The following is a 23,807-nucleotide window of genomic DNA, read 5'->3' as shown; positions in this document are numbered from 1 at the left end:
TTTTAATTTTTATTTATCACTCAAACGCTATTTAATTCGTCCTCACTCAATGAAAAGGAGACGGATAAATGGCTGGCGAGAATAACCTGGCAATACTACTGAGTAATGCTGCCCCGGAGCTTAACCCGGGTAAATATGTTTTTTGCACTTTAGCCTCACCTTCTGCGGAATTAAAAGATGCCGCCATTGTGACCGTCCGCGAGGCTGAAGGCGTCACGCTGGTCCTGCCTCAGGATCTGGCGGATAAACATGCCGTAAGCTATGACTACGTCGCCAGTTGGATCACCCTGAAGATTCACTCATCCCTCGCCGCCGTTGGCCTTACCGCCGCATTTTCACGCGTGCTGGCGAAAAAAGGTATCAGCTGTAACGTGGTGGCTGGGTATTATCACGACCATATTTTCGTGGCCCATAAAGATACCGAGTCGGCGATGGCGGCCTTGTCATCTTTGACATCCTAGGCATAAGCGGGGAAATAAGAAGGGGAAGCTTTCGGCCTCCCCCGATAACAGCGCTATCAGCTGCGGATAAATTTCAGGATATCCGCATTGATGGTATCGGCATGCGTGGTATGCATCCCGTGAGGATAGCCGGGGTAGATGTGCAGCGTGCTGTTGCTGAGCAGTTTATCCTGCAGAATAGCCGCATTTTTGTACGGCACAACCTGGTCGTCATCGCCCTGCAGAACCAGAACCGGCACGGTGATGGCTTTCAGATCGTCGGTCTGGTCGGTTTCTGAAAACGCTTTGATCCCTTCATAGTGGGCCTTCGCGCTGCCGGCCATGCCCTGCCGCCACCAGTTCCGAACACTCCCCTCAGAAACATCGGCGCCCTGGCGGTTAAAGCCGTAGAACGGGCCTGAGGCAACATCAAGGTAAAACTGCGAACGATTTGCCGCCAGCGCCTTACGGAAGCCGTCAAACACCTCGAGCGGCGTTCCGCCCGGATTACTCGCCGTTTTCACCATCAGCGGCGGCACGGCACTGACTAAAACGGCTTTCGCAACGCGCCCCTGAGGCTGCCCGTATTGGGCGACATAGCGAGCCACTTGCCCACCGCCGGTTGAGTGGCCGACGTGCACGGCATTTTTAAGATCCAGATGTTCCACCACCGCCGAGGCATCTGCCGCATAATGATCCATATCGTGCCCATCGCTGACCTGGTCAGAACGGCCATGCCCGCGTCTGTCGAACGCGATAACCCGGAAGCCTTCGCCTAAGAAAAACAGCATCTGGTTATCCCAGTCATCGGCGCTGAGCGGCCAGCCGTGATGAAAAACAATCGGTTGCGCCGTTTTCGGCCCCCAGTCTTTATAAAAGATATTGACGCCATCTTTCGTCTTTACGAATGTCATAAACCTCACTCCTTGTTGCTATGAATGTTCGGTAACCTGGTAAAGCATAGTCGATGGACGTGGCGTGACCGTAAATCCTGCTGGCATTCGCCGCTGCAATCCGTACCATACACGCCACACTTACGCATCCTGGCTGTGACCAGCCGTTGCGAACCCCTCTTTTATTGCAAGTCAGATGGGGCATGAAAACGCGCAGATGGTTTATGAAGTCTATGCTGCATGGATTGAAGAACTGAGCGGCAACCAGGTGAATAGGCTTCACAGTAAGCTGGCGCTTTGAAAAAGTTTGCCCCTTATATGCCCCTTTTGGTTTCAGAGACAGTAAATAATGCAATTGAATCAAGAAGCTACAAAAAAAGAACAGTACAACCTGAACAAGTTACAGAAGCGCCTGCGCCGCAACGTGGGTGAAGCGATTGCCGATTACAACATGATTGAAGACGGCGACCGCATCATGGTTTGCCTTTCCGGCGGCAAAGACAGCTACACCATGCTGGAAATCCTGCGTAACCTGCAGCAAAGCGCGCCAATCAGCTTTAGTCTCGTGGCGGTAAATCTCGACCAGAAACAGCCGGGGTTCCCTGAGCACGTGCTGCCTGCCTACCTGGAAAGCATCGGCGTTGAATACAAGATTGTGGAAGAGAACACCTACGGCATCGTGAAAGAAAAGATCCCGGAAGGCAAAACCACCTGTTCTCTGTGTTCGCGCCTGCGTCGCGGCATTCTTTACCGCACCGCCACCGAGCTGGGCTGTACCAAAATCGCCCTGGGCCACCATCGCGACGATATTCTGCAAACGCTGTTCCTGAACATGTTCTATGGCGGCAAGATGAAGGGCATGCCACCGAAGCTGATGAGCGACGACGGAAAACATATTGTTATCCGCCCGCTGGCCTACTGCCGCGAGAAAGACATTGAGCGTTTTGCCATCGCCCGCGAATACCCAATTATTCCGTGCAACCTGTGCGGCTCGCAGCCAAACCTGCAGCGCCAGGTGATTGCCGACATGCTGCGCGACTGGGATAAACGCTATCCGGGCCGCATTGAGACGATGTTCAGCGCGATGCAGAACGTGGTGCCATCACATCTCTGCGATACCGAGCTGTTTGATTTTGCAGGCATTACCCACGGTGCAGAAGTGGTGAACGGGGGCGACCTGGCGTTCGATCGCGAAGAGATCCCTATGCAGCCCGTCGGCTGGCAGCCGGAAGAAGACAGCGCTGACGCCCCGCTGCAGCGCCTGGATATTCTGGAAATTAAATAATCCCCATTCCCTCTCCGCCCGGAGAGGGAAAACTTCAATGGTGTGTCGGTGGGTCGATTATCGGCCTTGGATCCGGGTCGGTCGGCGGATCGGGTATGGGCTGTGGCCGCGGAAGCGGGTCGGGTACCGGCACGGGTTCGGTGGGGAAAGCCGGGTCGCTCATCATCAGGCTGTTGCGATACAGCATCGTCATCTCCTGGGTGGGTGAATCGCCCTTTAAAGCATAGTCCACAAATTGCAGGCAAAAAAAAGCCGACTTTGAAAGTCGGCATGGTATGAATCAATTGTGCTATGCAGTAATTCTAAAAAAGGAAGTAAGACAATATGGAGCGCAACGCCCATCGCTTGACGTTGCATTCACCTGCAAGAGAGAGTTTGCCGCGGCAAGGCTTTCGGTTTCTTGATTTTGCTCAATAACAGCGCCGTTTTCGCCCACAAACTCGTTCCAAATCCCGCAACTTTACAGCCATTTACTGCGATGTAACCACCAGGCAACACCACCAATCATAACCACCAACATGATGCAGAACAGCGCAAAGCCGAAGGCCCAGCCTCCGCCGGGAATACCGCCGAGGTTCACGCCAAACAGCCCGGTTAAAAACGTGCTGGGTAAAAATACCATCGCCATCAGAGACATGGTGTAGGTTCTGCGGTTTAAGGATTCCTGCATAACCTGGGAGATTTCATCGGTCATCACGCCGGTGCGGGCGATGCAGGCGTCGATTTCATCCAGCCCCCTGCCCAGCCTGTCGGCAATATCCTGCATGCGGCGGCGCTGGTCGTCGTTCATCCAGCTTAGCCGCTCGCTGGCGAGGCGCGCATAGACGTCACGCTGCGGAGACATATAGCGCCGCATGACAATCAGCTGTTTACGCAACAACGCCAGCGCCCCACGAGGCGGCACCTGCTGGTCGAGCAAATTGTCTTCAAGGTCGATGATTTTATCGTGCATTTGCTCGATAAATTCGCTGGCGTGGTCGGTCAGCGCATCGCAGGCATCCACCAGCCAGCTGCCGCAGTCGGTTGGGCCGGTGCCTTCATTCAGGTCGTTCACCACATCATCCAGCGCAAGAACCTGCCGCCTGCGGGTTGAGACAATCAGCCGTTCGTCAATGTAGAGCCGCACGGCTACCAGCTGGTCCGGGCGTTCATCGGTATTGCCGTTGATGCAACGCAGAGTGATTAGCGTGCCGTCACCCACGCGAGAAACGCGGGGACGCATGCTTTCACCGGCTAACGCCTCCCTGACATAGTTCGGCAACAGCGGCGTGTTGGCCAGCCAGTCGGCGCTGTCGGCGTTGGTGTAATTCAGGTGTAGCCAGCAGGGATGCTCGCTGTCGATAATTTCATTGTTGTCGAGAGGCCTGACGCCGCCCCTGCCATCCAGTTGCCAGGCAAACACCGCGTCCGGCACGTGCAGCTCGCTGCCTTTAATTACATCCACTGCGCAATCCTCAAGCTGAATCAGTTCTTTCTGTCAGTCTAGCCATCTCTGAAACGAAGGCAACCACCTGAGGTTATCAAACGCGCTGAATTTGCAGAGAAAAGAGTAAATAAAGCTTAACCGGAGACATAAAAAAACCGGGCGATGGCCCGGTTCTTACTAGCGTAACTGGCTGTCTTTCGAGCCACGGCGGTTATAGCCTGAGAATGTGGCCCGGCGCGCATCTTCCGCCTGCTGGCAGCGAATACACAACCGCACGCCCTGAATCGCTTTGCGCCGTGCTTCCGGAATGCATTCGCCGCATTCTTCGCAGTATTCGAGGCTTTCGCCCTTCGGTAGCTCGCTGCGCGCTCTGGCCACGGCGTCGTCCACGGTACTGTCGATTTGCTCCTGAACGGCGCCGTCATTGGCCCAACCTGATGCCATCTCGTCACCTCCGCAATCGCTATGCCTGAGGTGACGATCATAGCACTTTTTCTGACTAAACTTTAGCCATACTTAGTGTTTGATAATATACATCGTGCGGCTGTAGGCCACGTCTTCCGGGTTGTTGATCGGGTAGCCCTTCAGCCACGGTTTGATCAGGCGACCGTTGGTGTACTGGTAGATTGGCGCGATAGGCGCTTTTTCCTGAATGATTTTTTCGGCGGCGTTGTAATCCGCATTCCGCGCTTTGTCGGTAGTTTCCTGCGCGGCCTGGGACAGCAGCTTGTCGTATTCCGGGGAATTGAAGCGTGAAATATTCCCGCTGTGGGTGGACGTTAGCAGCGACAGGAAAGTAGAAGGTTCATTGTAATCCCCGACCCATGACGCACGAATAACGTCGAAATTGCCGGTGTTGCGGCTATCGATGTAGGTTTTCCACTCCTGATTTTGCAGCTTCACGTCAACGCCCAGATTTTTCTTCCACATCGACGCAACGGCAATCGCTATCTTCTGGTGGTTTTCAGAAGTGTTGTACAGCAGCGTCAGTTTAAGCGGTTTGGCATCGCCATAGCCGGCGGCACGCAGCAGCATTTTCGCCTGGGCGTTCAGCTCCTGCTGGCTCATGTCTTCGAACGGAGAGCGGTCTGGCTTAAAGCCCGCGGTAACGTCAGGCGTAAAGCGCCAGGCCGGTTTCTCTCCCGTGCCCAACACTTTTTCAGCCATCAGGCGGCGGTCGATGGTCATACTCAGGGCGAGACGAACGCGAGCATCCGCCGTCGGTCCTTTTTGCGTGTTAAACGCATAATAATAAGTGCCAAGCTGCGGCGGCGTGTAAACCTGCCCCGGAATGTCCTTCAGCAGTTTCTGATAGAGATTTTTCGGGAAAGATTCGGTGATGTCAATATCGCCGGCCAGGTAACGCTTGGTGGCCGCCGACTCCTGGTTAATAGGAATAAAGGTCACTTTGGTCAGCACCGTTTTCCCGTTGTCCCAGTAATTTTTATTCGGCACCACAACCAGCTTCTCGTTCACCACGCGGTCCTGCAGCGTAAATGCGCCGTTGCCCACGAGATTGCCGGGTTTCGTCCATTCATTACCCAATTTTTCAACAACCGCTTTAGGCGTGGGATAGAAGGCAAAGTTTGCCGCCAGGCTTGGGAAGAACGGTACGGGTTTATCAAGCTGTACGCGAAGCGTTTTAGCATCTACGGCGGTAACGCCGAGCTTATCAGCCGGCATTTTCCCGTCGATAATCGCCTGGGCGTTGGTGATACCCGCCAGCGCGGCAAACCAGGCAAACGAAGAGGTATTTTTAGGGTCAACCAAGCGCTGCCAACTGTAAACAAAATCCTGCGCGGTGACAGGCGTTCCATCGGACCAGCGGGCGTTGTCGCGAAGCGTAAACGTCCAGATGCGGTTGTCGTTGCTTTGCCATTTGGTGGCAACACCCGGCACCAGTTCACCCTTTTCGTTTTGGTTAACCAGGCCTTCAAATAAATCGCGAATAACCTGAATTTCCGGCAGACCAACCGCTTTGATTGGGTCCAGGCTCGCAGGTTCATCTTTAATATGTCTGACTAACTCCTGACTGCTCGCCAGCTTCGTTCCCGCAGGAACATCCGCCGCCCAGGCGCTTTGCAGCATGGCGGCCACGGCCAACGCACAACAGCTAAAACTGAGGCTTTTTTTCATCGCTTTCCTTCCGTGTTTTTGCATTCAGGAGATTGGTGTAAGTTACTGTAGCGTAATTTATTCTTTTGATTCCAGGAAAAAGCTCACATCTGCGGATTAAGGTGAGTTTTCCCTAAAACATTGCTATTAATGACGTTAATAGCCGCTTTATTCAGTGAGAGGAATATCATGCCCACGACCCGCCCTCGCCCCCAGCGCGGCCACCTGCCGCCGGGCTGTGAACGCTACGGCAAATCGGTACTAGGTGCGCCGTTGCTCTATTTCCCCGCCACTCAAACGGAAGAACGCAGCGGGCTTATCATTGCCGGTACTCACGGGGATGAAAACGCCGCGATGGTGGCGCTTTCCTGCGCCTTAAGAACGCTTGAGCCGCAGTTCAGGCGGCACCACGTGGTGCTGGCGGTTAACCCGGACGGCTGCCAGCTTGGCCTGCGCGCCAACGCGCACGGCGTCGATTTGAACCGCAACTTCCCGGCGGCCAACTGGAAGGCTGGCGATACCGTTTACCGTTGGAACAGTAGCGCGGACAAGCGTGACGTGGTGCTGTATACCGGGCAAACGCCGGGCTCCGAACCAGAAACCACCGCGTTGTGCCAGCTTATTCATCAGCTGCAGCCCGCCTGGGTAGTCTCTTTTCACGATCCGCTGGGCTGTATTGAAGATCCGCACAGCTCGGCGCTGGGGCACTGGCTGGCTGAAGCCTTTGCGCTCCCGCTGGTGACCAGCGTTGGCTACGAAACGCCGGGGTCGTTCGGCAGCTGGTGTGCCGATTTAGGCCTGCCGTGCATTACGGCTGAATTCCCACCGATTTCAGCCGATGAGGCCAGCGAGCGCTACCTGCGGGCGATGACTGACCTTTTGCACTGGCACAGGTAAGCATTAGGGATAAAGTTTTCCCGTTTCAAAATGCAGCGAGGGCTCCACGTCGACGGCAAGCCAGGTGGGGCCATCGAGATCGGCAAAGCGCACCTTAGCCGCCAGCGGTAAAGCGGCGGCAATGGCGCGGGATGTGCAGAGCATACAGCCGAGCATGACATCAAAACCCTGTTCTCGCGCGGCCTGAGCCAGCAATAATGCCTCAGTTAAGCCCCCGGTTTTATCGAGCTTAACGTTCACCATGTCGTAGCGCCCGGCAAGCGCTGGCAGGCTACTACGGGTGTGGCAGCTTTCGTCGGCGCAAATCGGCAATGGGTGAATAAAATTCGCCAGCGCATCATCATCCCCCGCCGGCAGCGGCTGTTCCAGCATCGCCACGTTGAGATCGGCCAGCAGCTGGCAGCGGGCGGCCAGGCCATCACTCCGCCAGGACTCGTTGGCATCCACAATCAAAATGGCTTCCGGCACCGCCGCCCTGATAGCCACCATCCGTTCGGTGATGAGGCGATCGTCGAGTTTCACCTTGAGCAGTCGGGCGCCCTTCTGCCAAAGCAAAGCCGCTGAGGCAGCCATTTGTTCCGGGGCGGCAATCGTAACGGTTTGCGCCGTGGTCACCATTTCCGGCAATTCGACGGCGTTCAGGGCCGATATCGTGGTGTGTTTCTGGCGGGCTTCCAGGTCCCAAAGCGCGCTGTCAATGGCGTTCCGCGCCGCCCCTGGCAGAAGAGCCTGCTGTAATTCAGCGCGCGTCATGCCGCGCTCAAGCTGTGAAAGTACCGTGGTGACCTGGGCCAGCACCGAAGCATCGCTTTCGCCATAGCGTGGATACGGCGTGCATTCGCCGACGCCTTTTATGCCGCCTTGTTCGATTTCCACCACCACAACAACCGCCTCGCTGCGGGTTCCACGCGAGATTACAAATGGCGTATGGAGCGGCCAGGCTTCCTGGTAAACTTTCACTGTTCTCATCATCAGTCTCCCTTGGGGTTATCGCCTGAGTATAGCGAGCCCGAGCTTTTGCATGTACTTTCAGTTTTTTATGTTCATCACGGATTTCCTGGAATACACTGTTCCCGGCGTTAATTTTATGTAAAAGGAAGATTAAACATGTCACAAACCGTTCATTTCCAGGGCAACCCGGTCAAGGTTGCAGGTCAGATCCCACAGAAAGGCAGCAAAGCCGCCGCCTTCTCTCTGGTCGCGAAAGATCTTTCTGACGTTGCGCTGAGCCAGTTTGCCGGCAAACGTAAAGTGCTGAATATTTTCCCAAGCATCGACACCGGCGTGTGTGCCGCGTCCGTGCGCAAATTCAACCAGTTGGCTACCGAGCTGGATAACACCGTTGTGCTGTGTATTTCTGCCGACCTGCCGTTCGCTCAGTCCCGTTTCTGCGGCGCTGAAGGCCTGAACAACGTTGTCACCCTTTCCACCCTGCGTAACCCTGAGTTCCAGCAGACTTACGGCGTCAGCATTGCCGAAGGCGCGCTGAAAGGCCTGACCGCACGTGCGGTAGTGGTTATCAATGAAAACGATGAAGTGATCTTCAGCGAGCTGGTGAATGAAATCACCACCGAGCCGGATTACGCTGCGGCACTGGACGTGCTGAAGGCTTAAGCCTCAGACCTGTATGAAAAGAAAACCCCGGATTTCCGGGGTTTTTTGTTTTTACTCTTCGCCCTTCTTCTGGCTCAGTCCGTACTCACGCAGCTTGTTGGCGATCGCGGTATGGGAAACACCCAGCCGTTTTGCCAGCTTACGCGTACTTGGATAACTGCGGTACAGCTGTGTTAACACGGAACGCTCAAAACGGCTGGTAATATCGTCCAGCGAGCCTTCCATCGCCTCTTCCCCCACGGCCAGGCTGGCCGAGTCGAAGTCCGGCAACAGGATGTCCTGAGGGCGCAGCTCGTAGCCTTCCAACTGAGTTAGCGCGCGGTAAATGGCATTTTTCAGCTGACGCACATTGCCCGGCCAGCCGTAGCGGGTCAGCACGCTGCTTAAATCGTGAGACAGCTTAGGCCGCGGTACGCCCTGCTCGTCGGCAAAGCGCGCCACAAACAGCTCCGTCAGCGGCATGATGTCCTGCGGGCGATCGCGCAGCGGCGGCAGGTTCAGGGTCAGGACGTTGAGGCGATAATAGAGATCCTCGCGGAACTCGCCTTTCTGCACTAGCTCCACCAGATTTTTTTGTGTCGCGCAAATCACGCGGACATCAACATGCACCTCATGCTCTTCGCCGACGCGACGGAACGTGCCGTCGTTCAGGAAGCGCAGCAGTTTGGTCTGCATACGCGGCGACATTTCACCGATTTCGTCCAGCAGCACAGAGCCACCGTTGGCCTGCTCAAAGAAGCCTTTTTTCCCTTCGACGGCGTTGGCATAAGCCCCGGCCGCGTGACCAAACAGTTCGCTTTCGATCACGTCGTCAGGAATAGAGCCGCAGTTCAGCGCCAGATAAGGTTTTTGCGCTCGCGGGCTGCTCAGGTGGCAGGCATTGGCCAGAAGATCTTTGCCCGTACCGGTATCGCCCACAATCAGCAACGGGGCATTCAACAGCGACAGTTTGCGCGCCTGCTCAACCACATGACGCATTTTCTGGCTGACGGCGACAATCTGGTCAAAGGCGCTGAAATCGCTGCTGGAGAGGTTTTGCAGCTGGCGCCCCATGCGCACGGTAGAGCGCAGCATCACCACCGCGCCCACCAGCAGCGGCTGATTATCTTCGCCATCGAGATGAACCGGGGTGATCTCCAGCAGGAAGTTTTGCCCGTGGATCACAACATGTTCGGTGTGGGAGTCGTGTGGTTCGCTCTCCAGCCAGCGGGTAAAGTTAAACCCGCTGATCAACGTGCCCGCATTATGGTTACGCAGACGATCTTCGCTCTGCCCGAACAGCGCGCAGCTTGCCGGGTTGGCCAGTTCAACTTTGCTGCGCATATCCAGCGACAGCACCGGCTCCGGCAGCGCCTCAAGTAGCGCACTCAGGGCGCGATGTTCACGCTCGGAAGGCATCCACGGTACTTTACGCACGTCGGTAACGTCTGGGATGCGGCGAATTTCCGCCATCAGGCTGCTGAAAGATTCAAAATCAAGGGAGGAGAAATTAAGGTAAATACGCCCGATCGGGTCAATTTCGATACCGCGCAAATCAATACCGCGCAGCACTAAAAGATCGAGCAGTTCACGAGTGAGACCAAGGCGGTCCTGACAAAAGACTTCCAGACGCATGCAGGTGACCTTATGTTACGGAAAACGGCCTATACGACCTTCAGCCGGGCTGAAGGACCTCATAGAGTTGCAGGGATAATAACGCAGTTAGCCGTTGGCAAGAAGATGCCTGTCATGAAATGTTGACACTAAAAGACAAACCACTGGTCAACAAGCACGAAATTTATACGTGTGCTGTAAACAACAAAGGGCAGCCGAAGCCGCCCTCCAGGTCAATGATACAAATTCAGTTGGTAGGTTTGTTTTTCCCGGAGGCCAGCGTCTCTTTCAGCTGAACCAGAAGCTGTTTGCGGAAATCCCCCAGCCGGGGCTTGTCACCCTCCAGCCACGGCAGCGGACGGCAGAGCTCCATCGCCTTAATGCCCAGGCGGGCAGTTAACAGCCCGGCCCCAATCCCCTGCGCGGCGCGAGCCGAAAGTCTGGCGGCAATGTCCTGCGACATCCAGTCCATGCCGACTTCACGCACCAGCTCGCTCGCCCCGGCGAAAGCAATATTCAGCAGCACCAGGCGGAACAGGCGAATACGGCTGAAATAGCCCAGTTCGATACCGTACAGCGTGGCGATGCGGTTGATCAGGCGCAGGTTACGCCAGGCAATAAAAGCCATATCCACCAGCGCCAGCGGGCTGACGGCGATCATCAGCGTGGATTCGGCAGCAGAACGGCTAATTTCACGCCGGGCCTGAGCGTCCAGCACCGGCTGAACAAGCTGGGCATAAAGCGCCACGACTTCCCGGTCGTTGTGGGTTTCATGGATCGAGGCATACCAGCGCTGCAGCGCCGGATGGCCTTTATCCAGCCCGGCCTGGCTGGCCAGTTTTTCGCAGAACGCCCGCCCTCTGCCCGTGCTGTGACTGGCGAGCAGTTCTCGTGCCTCGTCACGCTCTTCGGCACGCTGGCGCAAACGCCATAACCGCCGCCATTCGCTGGCAATCGAGCCGACGCCAGCCGCGACGATAAGCCCCCCGGCAACGCCGCCGCCAAGCGCGATCCAGTCCTGAGCCACAAAAGCGTTGTGGGTCCACTGTACGCCCTGGGCCACAACGCTGACGCCAAACAGCGCCAGTCCGGCTGTCACCATTTTGCGCCACAGGCTGCGTTTCGGTCTTAAAGCAGCTTCAATAACAGCCTCGGCCTGCCCTTCTTCGTCGGCAAGCATTTCAACGCTGGTGGTGACCGGGGTAAACTTTTGCGCTTCCGGTTCACTAAACGCGTGTGCCGCTTTCCAGTCCTGCTCTTTTTCCGCCTCCAGCGGCTGCGCAAAATCGATGCGCGGTTTAATAGGATCGCTCATCGCAATTTATCTCCAATTAAGAATTCCAGCGCCGCGTCCAGCCTGATGTGCGGCAGCGGACGGTCAACGTCCATCACCTGCGGCCGGAACTGTTCGAACTGAAAGCCCTGATTTTGCCAGAAAGCATTGCCGGGCAGGCGCGAAGGCACCTCCCCCGGATACACCGTCAGCGGCGCACCGTCGTTCAGGCGATTGCCGCGCAGCGCCGGGATTTGCTCCCCCTGCACGTCTACGATGCCGCTTTGCGTTGCCTGCACGGAGGCCAGCCCCATGCAGTCCATGCTGATGCCTTCGAAGGCCGCGTTTTGCCAGGCGTCCTGCACCAGCTGTTGCAGGAGAGAAACCATGTTAGCGTGCTGGTCTACCGTGACATGGTCGGCTTTGGTGGCGGCAAACAGCAGCTTATCGATCACCGGGGAAAACAGGCGACGGAACAGCGTGCGCTGCCCGTAGTGGAAGCTTTGCATCAGCTGGGTTAACGCCAGGCGCATATCGTTGAACGCCTGGGGCCCGCTGTTGAGCGGCTGCAGGCAATCCACCAGCACAATCTGTCTGTCGAAGCGCAGGAAGTGATTCTTATAGAACCCTTTCACCACCTTTTCACAGTAGTAATCAAAACGCGCGCGCAGCATGCCGATGTTGCTGCCCTTATCCGCCTGGGCCAGCTTCGACTCACCAAAAGCATCCACATCCGGCCATGGGAAAAACTGCAGCGCGGGCGCGCCCGCCATATCTCCGGGCAGGACAAAGCGCCCCGGCTGAATAAAATGCAGCCCTTCTTTCTTGCAGCGCAGCAGGTAGTCAGTCCACGCTTCGGCAACCGCCGCCAGGCGGTTTTCATCGGCGGGAGCGAGAGGATCTAAACCCTCGCAAAGGTGACGCCATTCCGCCGACCACTCGGCACGCTGGCCCTGCAGCAGGCCTGTCATCTGGCGCGACCAGCTCAGGTAATCCTGCGCCAGCATGGGCAGGTCAAGCAGCCACTCCCCCGGATAATCAACAATCTCCAGGTAAAGCGTGGACGTGTCTTTGAAGTGGCGCAGCAGCGAATCGTTGGAGCGGTAGCGTAACGCAAGGCGCATTTCGCTTACGCCACGAGTCGGCGTCGGCCAGGCCGGTGGCGTGCCGAAAAGCTGCGCCATGCCTTCATCATAGGTGAAACGCTGAATGCCCAGATCGCGCTGCGGCACGCGCTTAACGCCGAGCAAACGCTCTTCACGAGCGGCGCTAAGCATTGGCAGCCGTGCGCCGGTGTGAATGCCCAGCAACTGGTTGACCATCGCGGTGATAAATGCGGTTTTACCGCTGCGGCTCAGCCCGGTTACCGCGAGGCGTAAATGACGATCAACGCCCCGGTTTACCAGGGCGTTAAATTCGTTTTTGAGTCGGTTCATAAGCGTCCTGATTGCCTTCCGCTGCAGAAAATACCTTTATTGATAATATCAAATGGGGCTGATTACCAAGAATCAAAACGTTAAGCGGAAGATTTCGCCGCCGCGATGAGGGTTATTTTGCCATGCGGCGATCGTAACGGTCAGAGACGTTGCGCAGGATGCGGGTCAGTAACGGCTCCAGCACCACGGCCAGTATCATTTTCAGCGGGCGGCGGGCTACCGATTTGATCGCCCACGCCGCAAAACCCGCCGGGCCGAACCGCAGCGCGGCAAGTAAAGCAAGCTTCCCGGCAAGTTTCAGGCCTGGTTTAGCTTTCTGGCTGACGGAATGGAATGTAGTCATTGTCTCTCCAAAAGCGGTTAATTGCGGTGGGTGGTTAGCATTGAGCCTGGGCGCCCTCACCCCGGGCCTCTCCCCCAGGAGAGGGTTGTTTTACAGCTGGCGAAAACGGCTGCGCAGCGTGAAAGTGTCAGACGTAATGTAACGCTCCATCGAGCGTAAACGTTGCTCACCGGCGGCCAGTTCCGCATCCACCGCGTTCAGCAGATCGCGGTTGGTCGGTTGCGTATCTTTTTCATCTGCGCCGTAGGGCATCGGGTCCAGCACAAATGTCATCACGATGTAGGCCACCAGCACAAAGAACGACAGGCCAAAGAATATCGATAAAATTGCAATGGCGCGGACCAGTTTGACCGGCACATCAAGGTATTGCGCAATACCCGCGCAAACTCCTTTTACCATCCCTTTCTCAGGGATACGCCACAGCTTACGACCGGAAAATGAATTCACCATTAGTTGTTTCTCCAGTTCGGGTGTTCGGCATCAAGGATCTGTTCCAGAGACTGAATGCGCTCCCGCATCTGTCGCGCCTCATCGGTCAACTGGGCAAGCCGCTGCTGCTCACTCTGTGAAAGCTGCCCTGCATCAGGACGATTGCTGTAGTGAAGCCACAGCCAAATCGGCGCCACGAACAGCACAAAAATGGTCAGCGGGATAGCAAGAAAAAGCGCAGTCATGTGTACTCCTTACGGGTCAGGCTTGAGTCGCGATGCGCCGGGCGCATCGCGGCCTGGATTATTATTGACGATCCTGGTTCATTTTTGCTTTCAGCGCAGCTATCTGGGCGCTGATTTCATCATCGGCTTTTAGCTCGGCAAACTGCGCGTCCAGAGACTTCTGTTTGCCAAAGGCGTGGCTTTCCGCCTCGGATTCCATCTGGTCGATGCGGCGCTCGAAAGATTCGAACCGGGCCATCGCTTCATCCAGTTTACCGCTATCCAACTGGCGGCGAACATCGCGTGAAGAAGAGGCAGCCTGATGACGCAGGGTCAGCGCCTGCTGGCGAGCGCGAGTTTCGCTCAGCTTGTTTTCCAGCTCGCCGATTTCTTTCTTCATGCGCGCCAGAGTTTCATCCACGTGCACAACTTCATTTTCCAGCGTGACGATCAGGTCGGTCAGCTTCTGTTTTTCAATCAGCGCGGCACGCGCCAGATCTTCTTTCTCTTTACGCAGCGCCAGCTCGGCTTTTTCCTGCCATTCGGCCTGCTGCGCGGTAGCTTGTTCCACACGGCGGCTCAGCTGTTTCTTTTCGGCCAGCGCGCGGGCTGAAGTGGAACGCACTTCTACCAGCGTATCTTCCATTTCCTGAATCATCAGGCGCACCAGCTTCTGCGGATCTTCCGCTTTCTCCAGCAGGGAGTTGATGTTCGCATTCACGATGTCGGCAAAACGAGAAAAAATACCCATAATTCAATCCTCTTAGTCATTATCTCAGGTGCCAGGCACTCTGCTCTGACAGGATAATGCAGCATCCGTGCCAACTTTTTACTTCATTGATTAATAAGAATTAATGTAAATTTGACGATCCCATAAAAGCCGCTATAGTGGTTAAATTAACTAACTATTAGGGAATTTAACCATGCCTGAAAACAAGGACAGCCTCATTGGAGAAGCTAATAGCTTTCTGGAGGTCATGGAACAAGTTTCCCGCCTGGCCCCGCTGAATAAACCGGTGCTGGTCATCGGCGAACGCGGCACCGGGAAGGAACTCATCGCCAACCGCCTGCATTTCCTCTCCCAGCGCTGGCAAGGGCCTTTTATCTCCCTCAACTGTGCGGCACTGAACGAAAACCTGCTCGACAGCGAGCTGTTTGGCCACGAAGCCGGCGCGTTTACCGGCGCGCAGAAGCGCCATCAGGGTCGTTTTGAACGAGCTGAAGGCGGCACGCTGTTTCTTGATGAGCTGGCCACGGCCCCAATGCTGGTGCAGGAGAAGCTGCTGCGGGTGGTGGAATACGGCGAACTTGAGCGCGTGGGCGGCAGCCAGCCGCTACAGGTGAATACTCGCCTGGTCTGCGCCACCAATGCCGATTTGCCGGAGCTGGCCGAACAAGGGAAATTCCGCGCCGATTTGCTCGACAGGCTGGCGTTTGACGTGGTGATGCTCCCGCCCCTGCGCGAGCGGCGATCGGATATCCTGCTGCTGGCCGATCACTTTGCGATTCAAATGTGCCGGGAACTTAATTTGCCGCTGTTCCCCGGTTTTACCGGAAGGGCCTGCGAGACGCTGCTTAACTATGGCTGGCCGGGCAATATCCGCGAGCTGAAAAACGTGGTTGAGCGCTCGGTGTACCGCCACGGCTCAAGCGATGAGGCGCTGGACAACATTATCCTTAACCCTTTCACTCATAAACCTGCCCCGCTCCATCAGGCCAGACAAGAGGCTCCGGCGCACCTGCCCGGCCTGCCGCTCGATCTGCGAAGCTGGCAAAACGAACAGGAGAAAAACCTGCTGGAACAAAGCCTGAAGCAGGCAACTTTTAACCAGCGCCGGGCTGCAGAACTGCTGGGCGTGAGTTATCATCAGCTACGAGCGATGCTGAAAAAACACCAATTAAGCAGCCTGACGCCGGACTGAGCGGCGTTTTTTTCATCGTCCTGCGCAGAAAATTGCCGATCGTCACCAGTAATTTTGGGGAGAAGGCAAGAGTGCGATACACTTTGCCCATCACTTGAGATAACTCAAAAACTTATGCGCGGAATGCTCTCCTCCCTGTTACTGGGTTTATGCTGCCTGAGCGGCGCGGCGCGTGCCGCTGCGCCCGCTGAAAAACCGGCAGATATTCGCCGCAGTGGCTTTGTTTATTGCGTCAACGGGCAGGTCAACACCTTTAACCCGCAAATGACCAGCGGCGGCCTGACCGTCGACACGCTGGCGGCGCAGCTTTATGACCGCCTGCTGGACGTTGACCCCTATACCTATCGCCTGGTGCCTGAACTGGCGGAAAGCTGGGAAGTGCTGGATAACGGCGCGACTTACCGTTTCCACCTGCGCCACAATGTCCAGTTCCAGACTACCACCTGGTTTAAACCCACCCGCGCGCTAAACGCCGATGATGTGGTGTTTACCTTTGAGCGTATCTTCGACCGCAACCATCCGTGGCATAATGTTAACGGCGGCAGCTACCCCTATTTCGACAGTCTGCAGTTCCCGGAAACGGTGAAAAGCGTTCGTAAACTGGATGACAATACCGTTGAATTCCGCCTCAATAAGCCGGACGCCTCCTTCCTCTGGCATTTAGCTACGCATTACGCGTCGGTGATGTCCGCCGAATACGCCGCGCAGTTGACCAAAGCTGACCACCAGGAATTGATGGACAGGCAGCCGGTCGGCACCGGACCTTTCCTGCTCAGCGAATACCGCGCCGGGCAGTACATTCGCCTGGCGCGCAACCAGCACTTCTGGCGCGGCGTACCGCTGATGCCGCAGGTGGTGGTCGATCTCGGTTCCGGCGGCACCGGCCGTCTTTCCAAACTGCTCACCGGCGAATGCGACGTGCTGGCCTGGCCTGCGGCAAGTCAGTTGACTATTCTGCGTGACGATCCGCGTCTGCGCCTGACGCTGCGCCCGGGCATGAATATCGCGTACCTGGCGTTTAACACCAACAAACCGCCGCTGAATAACCCGGCCGTTCGCCACGCGCTGTCCCTTGCCATTAATAATCAGCGCCTGATGCAGTCTATTTATTACGGCACGGCAGAAACGGCCGCATCCATTTTGCCTCGCGCCTCCTGGGCCTACGATAACGACGCAAAAATTACCGAATACAACCCGGCGAAAGCCCGTGAGCAGTTACAGGCCCTGGGCGTGGATAAACTGGAACTCCGCCTGTGGGTGCCGACCAGCTCCCAGGCCTGGAACCCAAGCCCACTCAAAACCGCCGAGCTGATTCAGGCGGATATGGCACAGATTGGCGTGAAGGTGATTATCGTGCCGATGGAGGGCCGCTTCCAGGAAGCCAGACTGATGGACATGAACCACGATCTGACGCTTGCCGGCTGGGCAACGGACAGTAACGACCCGGACAGCTTCTTCCGCCCGATGCTGAGCTGCGCGGCCATCGGCTCGCAAACTAACTATGCCCGCTGGTGTAACCCGCATTTCGACAGCGTGCTGCAAAAAGCGCTCTCTTCCCAGCAGCTTTCCGCCCGTATTGAAGCCTACAACGAAGCGCAGGATATTCTTTCCGCAGAGCTGCCGGTGCTGCCGCTGGCCTCTTCGTTAAGGCTGCAGGCCTACCGCTACGACATGAAAGGCCTGGTGCTCAGCCCGTTCGGCAACGCCTCGTTTGCAGGCGTGTCCAGGGAAAATGAAGAGGCGAAAAAATAATGATCATTTTCACGCTAAGGCGATTATTGCTGCTGCTGATCACTCTGCTGTTTCTGGCGGTGGTCGGCTTTAGCCTCAACTATTTTACGCCCCACGCGCCGCTGCAGGGGGCTTCGCTGTGGAACGCCTGGGTGTTCTGGTTTGAGAGTCTGCTGCACTGGGATTTTGGCGTCTCCAGCATTAACGGCCAGTCGATTAACGAGCAATTACGCGACGTTTTCCCGGCCACCATGGAACTGTGCATTCTGGCCTTCGGCCTGGCGCTGCTGATTGGTATTCCTGTGGGGATGCTGGCGGGCATCATGCGCAATAAGTGGCAGGACAGGCTGATCAGCGCCCTGGCACTGGTCGGTTTTTCTATTCCTGTGTTCTGGCTGGCGCTGCTGCTGACGCTGTTCTTCTCGCTGACGCTGGGCTGGTTCCCGGTTTCAGGGCGTTTTGACCTGCTTTATGAGGTTAAGTCCGTCACCGGCTTTGCGCTGGTGGATGCGTGGCTCTCGGACTCGCCTTATCGCAGCGAAATGATCGTCAGCGCCCTGCGCCACATGGTGCTGCCGGTCGCCGCCCTGGCCGTCGCCCCGACCACCGAGGTGATTCGCCTGATGCGGATCAGCACCATCGAGGTGTTCGATCAGAACTACGTCAAAGCCGCCGCCACGCGCGGGCTTTCCCGCTTCACTATTTTGCATCGCCACGTGCTGCACAACGCGCTGCCGCCGGTGATCCCTCGCCTGGGCCTGCAGTTTTCAACCATGCTGACGCTGGCGATGATCACCGAAGTGGTCTTTAGCTGGCCAGGCCTGGGCCGCTGGCTGATTAACGCCATTCGCCAGCAGGATTACATGGCGATTTCCGCCGGGGTGATGGTGATTGGCTCGCTGGTGATTGTTGTTAACGTGATTTCCGATATTTTGGGCGCTATGGCCAACCCACTGAAGCATAAGGAATGGTATGCCTTACGATAGCGTCTACCGCGAAAAGCGACCGCCAAGCACGCTGCGTCTGACGTGGCGTAAATTCTATGGCGATACCACCGCGATGATTGGCCTCTACGGCTGCGGCGGCCTGGCTATTCTGTGCCTGTTTGGCGGTCTTTTTGCCCCGTATCAAATTGACCAACAGTTTCTGGGCTATCAGCTTTTGCCGCCGTCATGGTCCCGCTATGGGGAAGTTTCGTTCTTCCTCGGTACCGACGATCTTGGCCGTGACGTGCTAAGCCGCCTGCTGAGCGGCGCAGCTCCGACGGTGGGCGGCGCGTTTGTCGTCACGCTTGCGGCAACAATCTGCGGCATCGTGCTCGGCGTGATAGCGGGGTCGACCCACGGTCTGCGCTCCGCGGTGCTGAACCACATTCTCGATACGCTGCTGTCGATTCCTTCCCTGCTGCTGGCGATTATTGTGGTCGCCTTTGCTGGCCCCCATCTCAGCCATGCGATGTTTGCCGTCTGGCTGGCGCTGCTGCCGCGAATGGTACGTTCGGTCTACAGCGCGGTGCACGATGAACTGGAGAAAGAGTACGTGGTCGCCGCCCGTCTGGATGGCGCTTCCACACTAAATATTCTCTGGTTTGCCGTCATGCCCAATATCACCGCCACGCTGGTAACAGAAATCACACGAGCGCTGTCTATGGCGATTCTGGACATTGCCGCACTCGGTTTTCTCGATCTTGGCGCGCAGCTCCCTTCCCCGGAATGGGGTGCAATGCTCGGTGATGCGCTGGAGCTGATTTACGTTGCGCCCTGGACGGTGATGCTGCCGGGGGCGGCCATCATGATAAGCGTCCTGCTGGTTAACCTGCTTGGCGACGGCCTGCGCCGCGCGATTAACGCGGGGGTGCAATAATGCCGCTACTTGATATCCGCAATCTGACCATCGAATTTATGACCTCCGAAGGTTGGGTAAAAGCCGTCGATCGCGTGAGCATGACGCTGGGCGAAGGGGAAATTCGCGGCCTGGTCGGCGAATCCGGCTCAGGGAAAAGTCTCATCGCGAAAGCTATCTGTGGCGTCACCAAAGATAACTGGCGGGTTACCGCCGACCGTATGCGCTTTGACGATATCGACCTGCTGCGGCTCTCGCCGCGTGAGCGCCGCCGTCTGGTGGGCCACAACGTGTCGATGATTTTCCAGGAGCCACAATCCTGCCTGGATCCGTCGGAAAGAATTGGCCGTCAGTTGACCCAAAATATTCCCGGCTGGACTTATAAAGGCCGCTGGTGGCAACGTTTTGGCTGGCGTAAGCGCCGCGCCATCGAACTGCTGCACCGCGTGGGGATTAAAGATCACAGAGACGCCATGAGCAGCTATCCGTACGAGCTGACCGAAGGCGAATGCCAGAAGGTGATGATCGCCATCGCGCTGGCAAACCAGCCTCGCCTGCTGATTGCGGATGAGCCCACCAACGCCATGGAGCCGACCACGCAGTCGCAGATCTTCCGTCTGTTAACGCGGCTCAATCAGAACAACAACACCACCATTCTGCTGATTAGCCACGACCTGCAGATGCTGAGCCAGTGGGCGGATAAAATTAACGTGATGTACTGCGGGCAAACCGTGGAAAGCGCGACGAGCGAAGAGCTGGTTGCCACGCCACACCACCCGTATACTCAGGCGCTGATCCGCGCGATCCCTGACTTTGGTAGCCCGATGCCGCACAAGAGCCGGTTAAACACCATGCCGGGCGCGATTCCGCTGCTGGAGCAATTGCCGATGGGCTGCCGTCTGGGGCCTCGCTGTCCTTATGCCCAGCGCAAATGCATTGAAGCGCCAAGACTTGAAGGGGCGAAAAATCACCTCTACGCCTGTCATTTCCCGCTGAATATGGAGAGTCAGTAATGGTCGAAACGCTGCTGGAAGTCCGCAATTTAAGTAAGACGTTTCGCTACCGTACAGGTTTGTTTCACCGCCAGCACGTAGAAGCAGTGAAGCCGCTCAACTTTACGCTGCGCGAGAAGCAGACGCTGGCGATTATCGGGGAAAATGGCTCGGGTAAATCTACGCTGGCAAAAATGCTGGCGGGAATGATTGAGCCGACCACCGGCGAGTTAGTGATTGACGATCACCCTCTCCACTTCGGCGATTACTCCTGGCGCAGCCAGCGGATCCGCATGATATTCCAGGATCCCAGTACTTCCCTGAACCCACGCCAGCGCATCTCGCAGATTCTGGACTTCCCGCTGCGGTTGAATACCGAGCTGGAGCCAGAGCTGCGGCAAAAACGCATTCTGGACACCTTACGCATGGTTGGTCTGCTGCCGGACCACGCCAGCTATTACCCGCATATGCTGGCGCCGGGGCAAAAACAGCGTCTGGGCCTGGCCCGCGCGTTGATCCTCCGGCCCAAGGTCATTATCGCCGATGAAGCGCTGGCCTCGCTGGATATGTCCATGCGCTCGCAGCTGATTAACCTGATGCTTGAACTGCAGGAAAAACAAGGCATTTCTTATATTTACGTGACCCAGCACATTGGCATGATGAAGCACATCAGCGACCAGGTGATGGTGATGCACGAAGGCGAAGTGGTGGAGCGCGGCAGCACGGCCGACGTGCTCGCCTCCCCGCTGCATGAATTGACTAAACGGCTGATTAACAGCCACTTCGGCGAGGCCTTAACCGCTGACGCCTGGCGTAGGGATCGTTAATTTAGACTACTTCGCCACGATCATTCTACCCCAACTTCCACTAGATAATTTGAGTTGCGGGTAGGCGGCAAGGGAGCAGTTTTCATGAGCTTACTGAAGTAAGTGACTGAGAAATGGGCGTGCAACCAACATCCCTGCGGCTCAAATTATGACGTGGAAAAGTGGTCGGATTAACGCTTACGCGGGAGTCATGTTAGAATCGCCCGGTCTTAACGTCGGCCTGCCTGTTTTTTCACCTGCTGGCCGCAACAACAATGACTATTAAGGATTAAAGCTATGGGTTTTCTTACCGGTAAACGCATTCTGATCACTGGCGTCGCCAGTAAACTCTCCATTGCCTACGGTATTGCACAGGCGATGCACCGCGAAGGCGCCGAGCTGGCATTCACCTACCAGAACGAGAAGCTGAAAGGCCGTGTGGAAGGTTTTGCTGCCGAGCTGGGTTCAAGCATCGTGCTGCCTTGCGATGTGGCTGAAGATGAGAGCATCGAAGCGCTGTTTACCGAACTGGCGAAAAGCTGGCCGAAATTTGACGGTTTCGTTCACTCCATTGGCTTCGCCCCTGGCGATCAGCTGGATGGCGACTACGTGAACGCCGTTACCCGTGAAGGCTTTAAAATTGCCCACGACATCAGCGCATACAGCTTCGTTGCCATGGCGAAAGTTTGCCGTGAAATGCTGAACCCAGGTTCCGCCCTGCTGACCCTGTCCTACCTGGGCGCAGAGCGTGCAATCCCTAACTACAACGTTATGGGCCTGGCCAAAGCGTCTCTGGAAGCTAACGTTCGCTACATGGCTAATGCCATGGGTCCAGAAGGCGTGCGCGTGAACGCCATCTCCGCTGGCCCAATCCGTACTCTGGCCGCTTCCGGCATCAAAGACTTCCGTAAAATGCTGGCCCACTGTGAAGCCGTTACCCCGATTCGTCGCACCGTAACCATTGAAGACGTGGGTAACTCCGCAGCCTTCCTGTGTTCTGACCTGTCTGCCGGTATCTCCGGGGAAGTGGTTCACGTTGACGGCGGCTTCAGCATCGCAGCCATGAACGAGCTGGAACTGAAAGACTAATTTCTGTTCCTGAGCGAAGCGGGCTGCGGCCCGCTTCGCTATTTCCCCCTGCTTTCCTCCCCTGAATCCGATTTAGTTATACCTTTCCGATATTTATTATCACCGATCATTCTTTTGTCACCTCCCGAGCTTGCGCCAGGATAAAACAGCGAACCAGGCCCGGCTTCCACGTTGTATCCGGGTCTGCAAACTTTTTGACCAAGGAACGACCATGGAACAACGCCGCTTTTCTGGTAAAAGCCACTGGTATCATGAAACCCAGTCCAGTCTGTGCCCGGCGGATGTACTGCCTTTAGTTCCCGAAGCAGCGCAGGTTGAAGACCGCTTTCTGCTTGATGTAGCCCCTTCTGAAGCACAATTGATTGTTGAAGCCCCGTGGCTTGATGCCGCCCGAGCGGTAGCCGATGTGCTGCTGCCGGAAAGGATTAACGTGACGCGTTTACACACCCTGAGTAGCTACGATCGCCTGAGCACGGCGCTGACCGTTGCGCAGGTCTACGGGGTCCAGCGCCTGTGTAACCACTATGCCGCTCGCCTTGCTCCCCAGCCCGGCCCCGACTCATCCCGCGAAAGCAACCGTCGCCTGACTCAGATCACCCAGTTTGCCCGCCAGCTTGCCAGCCAGCCGACGCTTATCGACGATAGCGCCTTAGCGCAGTTGGATGAATGCAGCCTCTCGGTGGACGATATTGTCTCCTTTACCCAGATTATCGGCTTCGTGGGCTTCCAGGCGCGCGCTATTGCCGTCTGGCAAGCACTGCAGGGGCTGCCCGTTCGCTGGCTGCCGGGGCTGGACGGGCAACAGGACGCGGAATCTGCGTTGTTTACGCCGTACCCGGTCAACTGGCTTCCGGGGCTGGCGCCCGTTGAAATGCGCTATGCCCGGGCGGAACAGCTGGAAGTCTTGAGCATCAGCCAGCCGCTGCGCACGCTGCGTGATATTGCCTGGCTGCTTGCTCACGATGAGCGGGCGCTGTCTTACCTCAGCCAGCTTACCCGCCTGTTCTGGCAGACCACCGCGCAGCAACCAGACGATGCGCTGCTGGTGGTGATGCTGACGTCACGGATTAACGGCAGCGCCGCCTGCTTTAGCGATGCCGCGGCGGCCTGGCAGGGAGATGCTGGATTACCGGACGCGATGCGCAACGGGGAACGGGCGCTTAACGCCTGGAGTCACAATCACCCTCGTGAAAAAGCGATTATTCAGGCCGTGCAGCTGTTAACCCGCGCCCCGGACAGATTTAGCGCCGCGCAGATTCAACCTTTGTATGAGCAAGGTTTTAGCGAGCAGCAGGTGCTGAAATTACTGGTTAGTGCCGGGCTGGCCGGGTGGATAAACCGCCTGAAAATTGGCCTGGGAAATACCGCTCAAGCGCTGAATCCATAAGCCTTCACGGCAATCAGCGCTTGCCGCAAGGTACGGTTTCGCGTAAAACTGTCAGCCGCTCTTTTGGCCA

The 23,807-nt window shown here is 56.6% G+C and carries 24 protein-coding genes and 2 pseudogenes; 13 read left to right on the top strand and 13 right to left on the bottom strand.

The genetic code is table 11. The features are described 5' to 3' along the window. Nucleotides 1-68: 68 nt before the first annotated feature. Nucleotides 69-461 (top strand): ACT domain-containing protein, encoded by a 393-nt coding sequence (locus ACREYP_RS10605; RefSeq protein WP_008461371.1) that lies wholly within the window; start codon nt 69-71, stop codon nt 459-461. Between the two features lie 56 nt (nt 462-517). On the opposite strand, the gene ACREYP_RS10600 is transcribed toward ACREYP_RS10605, so the two are convergent. Beyond that, nucleotides 518-1,354: an alpha/beta fold hydrolase gene (locus ACREYP_RS10600; protein WP_336818202.1), complete on the bottom strand. Its 837-nt coding sequence runs from the start codon at nt 1,352-1,354 to the stop codon at nt 518-520. 70 nt (nt 1,355-1,424) lie between these two features. On the opposite strand from ACREYP_RS10600, the pseudogene ACREYP_RS10595 reads away from it, so the two are divergent. Then, a pseudogene (locus ACREYP_RS10595) lies at nt 1,425-1,634 on the top strand (tyrosine-type recombinase/integrase); the annotation flags it as partial. A 48-nt stretch (nt 1,635-1,682) separates the two neighbouring features. After that, nucleotides 1,683-2,618: a tRNA 2-thiocytidine(32) synthetase TtcA gene (gene ttcA / locus ACREYP_RS10590; protein ID WP_008461368.1), complete on the top strand. Its 936-nt coding sequence runs from the start codon at nt 1,683-1,685 to the stop codon at nt 2,616-2,618. Nucleotides 2,619-2,685: 67 nt separating this feature from the next. On the opposite strand, the pseudogene ynaL reads toward ttcA, so the two are convergent. The 4 genes and pseudogenes from ynaL to ACREYP_RS10570 all read right to left on the bottom strand — a co-directional run. Further along, nucleotides 2,686-2,811, bottom strand: a pseudogene (gene ynaL / locus ACREYP_RS10585) (proline-rich small protein YnaL); the annotation flags it as partial. Between the two features lie 267 nt (nt 2,812-3,078). Then, nucleotides 3,079-4,062: a zinc transporter ZntB gene (gene zntB / locus ACREYP_RS10580; RefSeq protein ID WP_008461367.1), complete on the bottom strand. Its 984-nt coding sequence runs from the start codon at nt 4,060-4,062 to the stop codon at nt 3,079-3,081. Between the two features lie 159 nt (nt 4,063-4,221). Beyond that, the gene (locus ACREYP_RS10575; RefSeq protein ID WP_008461366.1) at nt 4,222-4,488 is read right to left on the bottom strand and encodes a DksA/TraR family C4-type zinc finger protein; all 267 of its coding nucleotides are present in this window, start codon (nt 4,486-4,488) and stop codon (nt 4,222-4,224) included. 72 nt (nt 4,489-4,560) lie between these two features. Continuing rightward, the gene (locus tag ACREYP_RS10570; protein WP_166992131.1) at nt 4,561-6,180 is read right to left on the bottom strand and encodes an ABC transporter substrate-binding protein; all 1,620 of its coding nucleotides are present in this window, start codon (nt 6,178-6,180) and stop codon (nt 4,561-4,563) included. A 168-nt stretch (nt 6,181-6,348) separates the two neighbouring features. Between ACREYP_RS10570 and mpaA the strand changes: the two genes are divergently transcribed. Continuing rightward, nucleotides 6,349-7,056, top strand: coding sequence for a murein tripeptide amidase MpaA (gene mpaA / locus ACREYP_RS10565; RefSeq protein WP_336818201.1), 708 nt, complete (start codon nt 6,349-6,351; stop codon nt 7,054-7,056). 3 nt (nt 7,057-7,059) lie between these two features. Here mpaA and ycjG read toward each other — a convergent pair whose 3' ends face one another. Continuing rightward, nucleotides 7,060-8,025, bottom strand: a complete 966-nt coding sequence (gene ycjG / locus ACREYP_RS10560) for an L-Ala-D/L-Glu epimerase (protein WP_336818225.1) — start codon at nt 8,023-8,025, stop codon at nt 7,060-7,062. 138 nt (nt 8,026-8,163) lie between these two features. On the opposite strand from ycjG, the gene tpx reads away from it, so the two are divergent. Beyond that, nucleotides 8,164-8,670: a thiol peroxidase gene (gene tpx, locus ACREYP_RS10555; RefSeq protein ID WP_008461361.1), complete on the top strand. Its 507-nt coding sequence runs from the start codon at nt 8,164-8,166 to the stop codon at nt 8,668-8,670. A 51-nt stretch (nt 8,671-8,721) separates the two neighbouring features. On the opposite strand, the gene tyrR is transcribed toward tpx, so the two are convergent. From tyrR to pspA, 7 genes are all read right to left on the bottom strand, one after another. After that, on the bottom strand, nt 8,722-10,284 hold the full coding sequence (tyrR, locus tag ACREYP_RS10550) for a transcriptional regulator TyrR (protein WP_008461360.1): 1,563 nt from the start codon (nt 10,282-10,284) through the stop codon (nt 8,722-8,724). A gap of 226 nt (nt 10,285-10,510) precedes the next feature. After that, nucleotides 10,511-11,578 (bottom strand): YcjF family protein, encoded by a 1,068-nt coding sequence (locus tag ACREYP_RS10545; protein WP_008461359.1) that lies wholly within the window; start codon nt 11,576-11,578, stop codon nt 10,511-10,513. Continuing rightward, nucleotides 11,575-12,972: a YcjX family GTP-binding protein gene (locus ACREYP_RS10540; RefSeq protein WP_008461358.1), complete on the bottom strand. Its 1,398-nt coding sequence runs from the start codon at nt 12,970-12,972 to the stop codon at nt 11,575-11,577. The genes ACREYP_RS10545 and ACREYP_RS10540 overlap by 4 nt, the downstream gene beginning before the upstream one ends. 112 nt (nt 12,973-13,084) lie before the next feature. Next, entirely contained in the window at nt 13,085-13,315 is a 231-nt protein-coding gene (pspD, locus tag ACREYP_RS10535; RefSeq protein ID WP_008461357.1) for a phage shock protein PspD, read from the bottom strand. A 90-nt stretch (nt 13,316-13,405) separates the two neighbouring features. Then, entirely contained in the window at nt 13,406-13,765 is a 360-nt protein-coding gene (gene pspC / locus ACREYP_RS10530) for an envelope stress response membrane protein PspC (RefSeq protein WP_039303566.1), read from the bottom strand. Beyond that, nucleotides 13,765-13,989, bottom strand: a complete 225-nt coding sequence (gene pspB / locus ACREYP_RS10525; protein WP_008461355.1) for an envelope stress response membrane protein PspB — start codon at nt 13,987-13,989, stop codon at nt 13,765-13,767. The genes pspC and pspB overlap by 1 nt, the downstream gene beginning before the upstream one ends. 61 nt (nt 13,990-14,050) lie before the next feature. After that, the gene (gene pspA / locus ACREYP_RS10520; RefSeq protein ID WP_008461354.1) at nt 14,051-14,719 is read right to left on the bottom strand and encodes a phage shock protein PspA; all 669 of its coding nucleotides are present in this window, start codon (nt 14,717-14,719) and stop codon (nt 14,051-14,053) included. 172 nt (nt 14,720-14,891) lie between these two features. Here pspA and pspF point away from each other — a divergent pair, with 172 nt between their 5' ends. The 8 genes from pspF to ACREYP_RS10480 all read left to right on the top strand — a co-directional run bounded on the left by pspF (nt 14,892) and on the right by ACREYP_RS10480 (nt 23,737). Next, nucleotides 14,892-15,890: a phage shock protein operon transcriptional activator gene (pspF, locus tag ACREYP_RS10515; RefSeq protein ID WP_008461352.1), complete on the top strand. Its 999-nt coding sequence runs from the start codon at nt 14,892-14,894 to the stop codon at nt 15,888-15,890. Between the two features lie 114 nt (nt 15,891-16,004). Next, a complete protein-coding gene (sapA, locus tag ACREYP_RS10510) occupies nt 16,005-17,642 on the top strand; it encodes an ABC transporter substrate-binding protein SapA (RefSeq protein WP_336818200.1) in 1,638 nt (545 codons plus the stop codon). Then, a complete protein-coding gene (sapB, locus tag ACREYP_RS10505; RefSeq protein ID WP_166992116.1) occupies nt 17,642-18,607 on the top strand; it encodes a putrescine export ABC transporter permease SapB in 966 nt (321 codons plus the stop codon). The genes sapA and sapB overlap by 1 nt, the downstream gene beginning before the upstream one ends. After that, complete coding sequence (gene sapC / locus ACREYP_RS10500; RefSeq protein ID WP_008461347.1) at nt 18,594-19,484, top strand: putrescine export ABC transporter permease SapC; 891 nt, start codon at nt 18,594-18,596, stop codon at nt 19,482-19,484. Before sapB ends, sapC begins: the two co-directional genes overlap by 14 nt. Then, nucleotides 19,484-20,476 (top strand): putrescine export ABC transporter ATP-binding protein SapD, encoded by a 993-nt coding sequence (sapD, locus tag ACREYP_RS10495; protein ID WP_166873439.1) that lies wholly within the window; start codon nt 19,484-19,486, stop codon nt 20,474-20,476. Before sapC ends, sapD begins: the two co-directional genes overlap by 1 nt. Continuing rightward, nucleotides 20,476-21,282, top strand: a complete 807-nt coding sequence (sapF, locus tag ACREYP_RS10490; RefSeq protein WP_008461344.1) for a putrescine export ABC transporter ATP-binding protein SapF — start codon at nt 20,476-20,478, stop codon at nt 21,280-21,282. Before sapD ends, sapF begins: the two co-directional genes overlap by 1 nt. A gap of 276 nt (nt 21,283-21,558) precedes the next feature. Beyond that, nucleotides 21,559-22,350 carry an enoyl-ACP reductase FabI gene (gene fabI / locus ACREYP_RS10485; RefSeq protein ID WP_039294025.1) on the top strand — a complete coding sequence of 264 codons (792 nt, stop codon included), beginning with the start codon at nt 21,559-21,561 and terminating at the stop codon, nt 22,348-22,350. Nucleotides 22,351-22,561: 211 nt separating this feature from the next. Continuing rightward, entirely contained in the window at nt 22,562-23,737 is a 1,176-nt protein-coding gene (locus ACREYP_RS10480) for a CMD domain-containing protein (RefSeq protein WP_336818199.1), read from the top strand. The last annotated feature ends 70 nt before the right edge of the window (nt 23,738-23,807 follow it).

It is taken from the genome of Enterobacter sp. TMH.L2 (assembly GCF_050847315.1).
Taxonomy (GTDB): Bacteria; Pseudomonadota; Gammaproteobacteria; order Enterobacterales; family Enterobacteriaceae; genus Cedecea.
Note: the sequence above shows the minus strand (reverse complement) of the source record. Positions and strands in the feature narration are given on the sequence as shown.

Excerpts from the sequence above, each read along its gene's own strand:
- ACREYP_RS10605 (WP_008461371.1), top strand. The coding sequence starts at position 69 with ATGGCTGGCGAGAATAACCTGGCAATACTACTGAGTAATGCTGCCCCG.
- ACREYP_RS10600 (WP_336818202.1), bottom strand. The coding sequence starts at position 1,354 with ATGACATTCGTAAAGACGAAAGATGGCGTCAATATCTTTTATAAAGAC.
- ttcA (WP_008461368.1), top strand. The coding sequence starts at position 1,683 with ATGCAATTGAATCAAGAAGCTACAAAAAAAGAACAGTACAACCTGAAC.
- ACREYP_RS10575 (WP_008461366.1), bottom strand. The coding sequence starts at position 4,488 with ATGGCATCAGGTTGGGCCAATGACGGCGCCGTTCAGGAGCAAATCGAC.
- ACREYP_RS10570 (WP_166992131.1), bottom strand. The coding sequence starts at position 6,180 with ATGAAAAAAAGCCTCAGTTTTAGCTGTTGTGCGTTGGCCGTGGCCGCC.
- mpaA (WP_336818201.1), top strand. The coding sequence starts at position 6,349 with ATGCCCACGACCCGCCCTCGCCCCCAGCGCGGCCACCTGCCGCCGGGC.
- ycjG (WP_336818225.1), bottom strand. The coding sequence starts at position 8,025 with ATGAGAACAGTGAAAGTTTACCAGGAAGCCTGGCCGCTCCATACGCCA.
- tpx (WP_008461361.1), top strand. The coding sequence starts at position 8,164 with ATGTCACAAACCGTTCATTTCCAGGGCAACCCGGTCAAGGTTGCAGGT.
- tyrR (WP_008461360.1), bottom strand. The coding sequence starts at position 10,284 with ATGCGTCTGGAAGTCTTTTGTCAGGACCGCCTTGGTCTCACTCGTGAA.
- ACREYP_RS10545 (WP_008461359.1), bottom strand. The coding sequence starts at position 11,578 with ATGAGCGATCCTATTAAACCGCGCATCGATTTTGCGCAGCCGCTGGAG.
- ACREYP_RS10540 (WP_008461358.1), bottom strand. The coding sequence starts at position 12,972 with ATGAACCGACTCAAAAACGAATTTAACGCCCTGGTAAACCGGGGCGTT.
- pspD (WP_008461357.1), bottom strand. The coding sequence starts at position 13,315 with ATGACTACATTCCATTCCGTCAGCCAGAAAGCTAAACCAGGCCTGAAA.
- pspC (WP_039303566.1), bottom strand. The coding sequence starts at position 13,765 with ATGGTGAATTCATTTTCCGGTCGTAAGCTGTGGCGTATCCCTGAGAAA.
- pspB (WP_008461355.1), bottom strand. The coding sequence starts at position 13,989 with ATGACTGCGCTTTTTCTTGCTATCCCGCTGACCATTTTTGTGCTGTTC.
- pspA (WP_008461354.1), bottom strand. The coding sequence starts at position 14,719 with ATGGGTATTTTTTCTCGTTTTGCCGACATCGTGAATGCGAACATCAAC.
- pspF (WP_008461352.1), top strand. The coding sequence starts at position 14,892 with ATGCCTGAAAACAAGGACAGCCTCATTGGAGAAGCTAATAGCTTTCTG.
- sapA (WP_336818200.1), top strand. The coding sequence starts at position 16,005 with ATGCGCGGAATGCTCTCCTCCCTGTTACTGGGTTTATGCTGCCTGAGC.
- sapB (WP_166992116.1), top strand. The coding sequence starts at position 17,642 with ATGATCATTTTCACGCTAAGGCGATTATTGCTGCTGCTGATCACTCTG.
- sapC (WP_008461347.1), top strand. The coding sequence starts at position 18,594 with ATGCCTTACGATAGCGTCTACCGCGAAAAGCGACCGCCAAGCACGCTG.
- sapD (WP_166873439.1), top strand. The coding sequence starts at position 19,484 with ATGCCGCTACTTGATATCCGCAATCTGACCATCGAATTTATGACCTCC.
- sapF (WP_008461344.1), top strand. The coding sequence starts at position 20,476 with ATGGTCGAAACGCTGCTGGAAGTCCGCAATTTAAGTAAGACGTTTCGC.
- fabI (WP_039294025.1), top strand. The coding sequence starts at position 21,559 with ATGGGTTTTCTTACCGGTAAACGCATTCTGATCACTGGCGTCGCCAGT.
- ACREYP_RS10480 (WP_336818199.1), top strand. The coding sequence starts at position 22,562 with ATGGAACAACGCCGCTTTTCTGGTAAAAGCCACTGGTATCATGAAACC.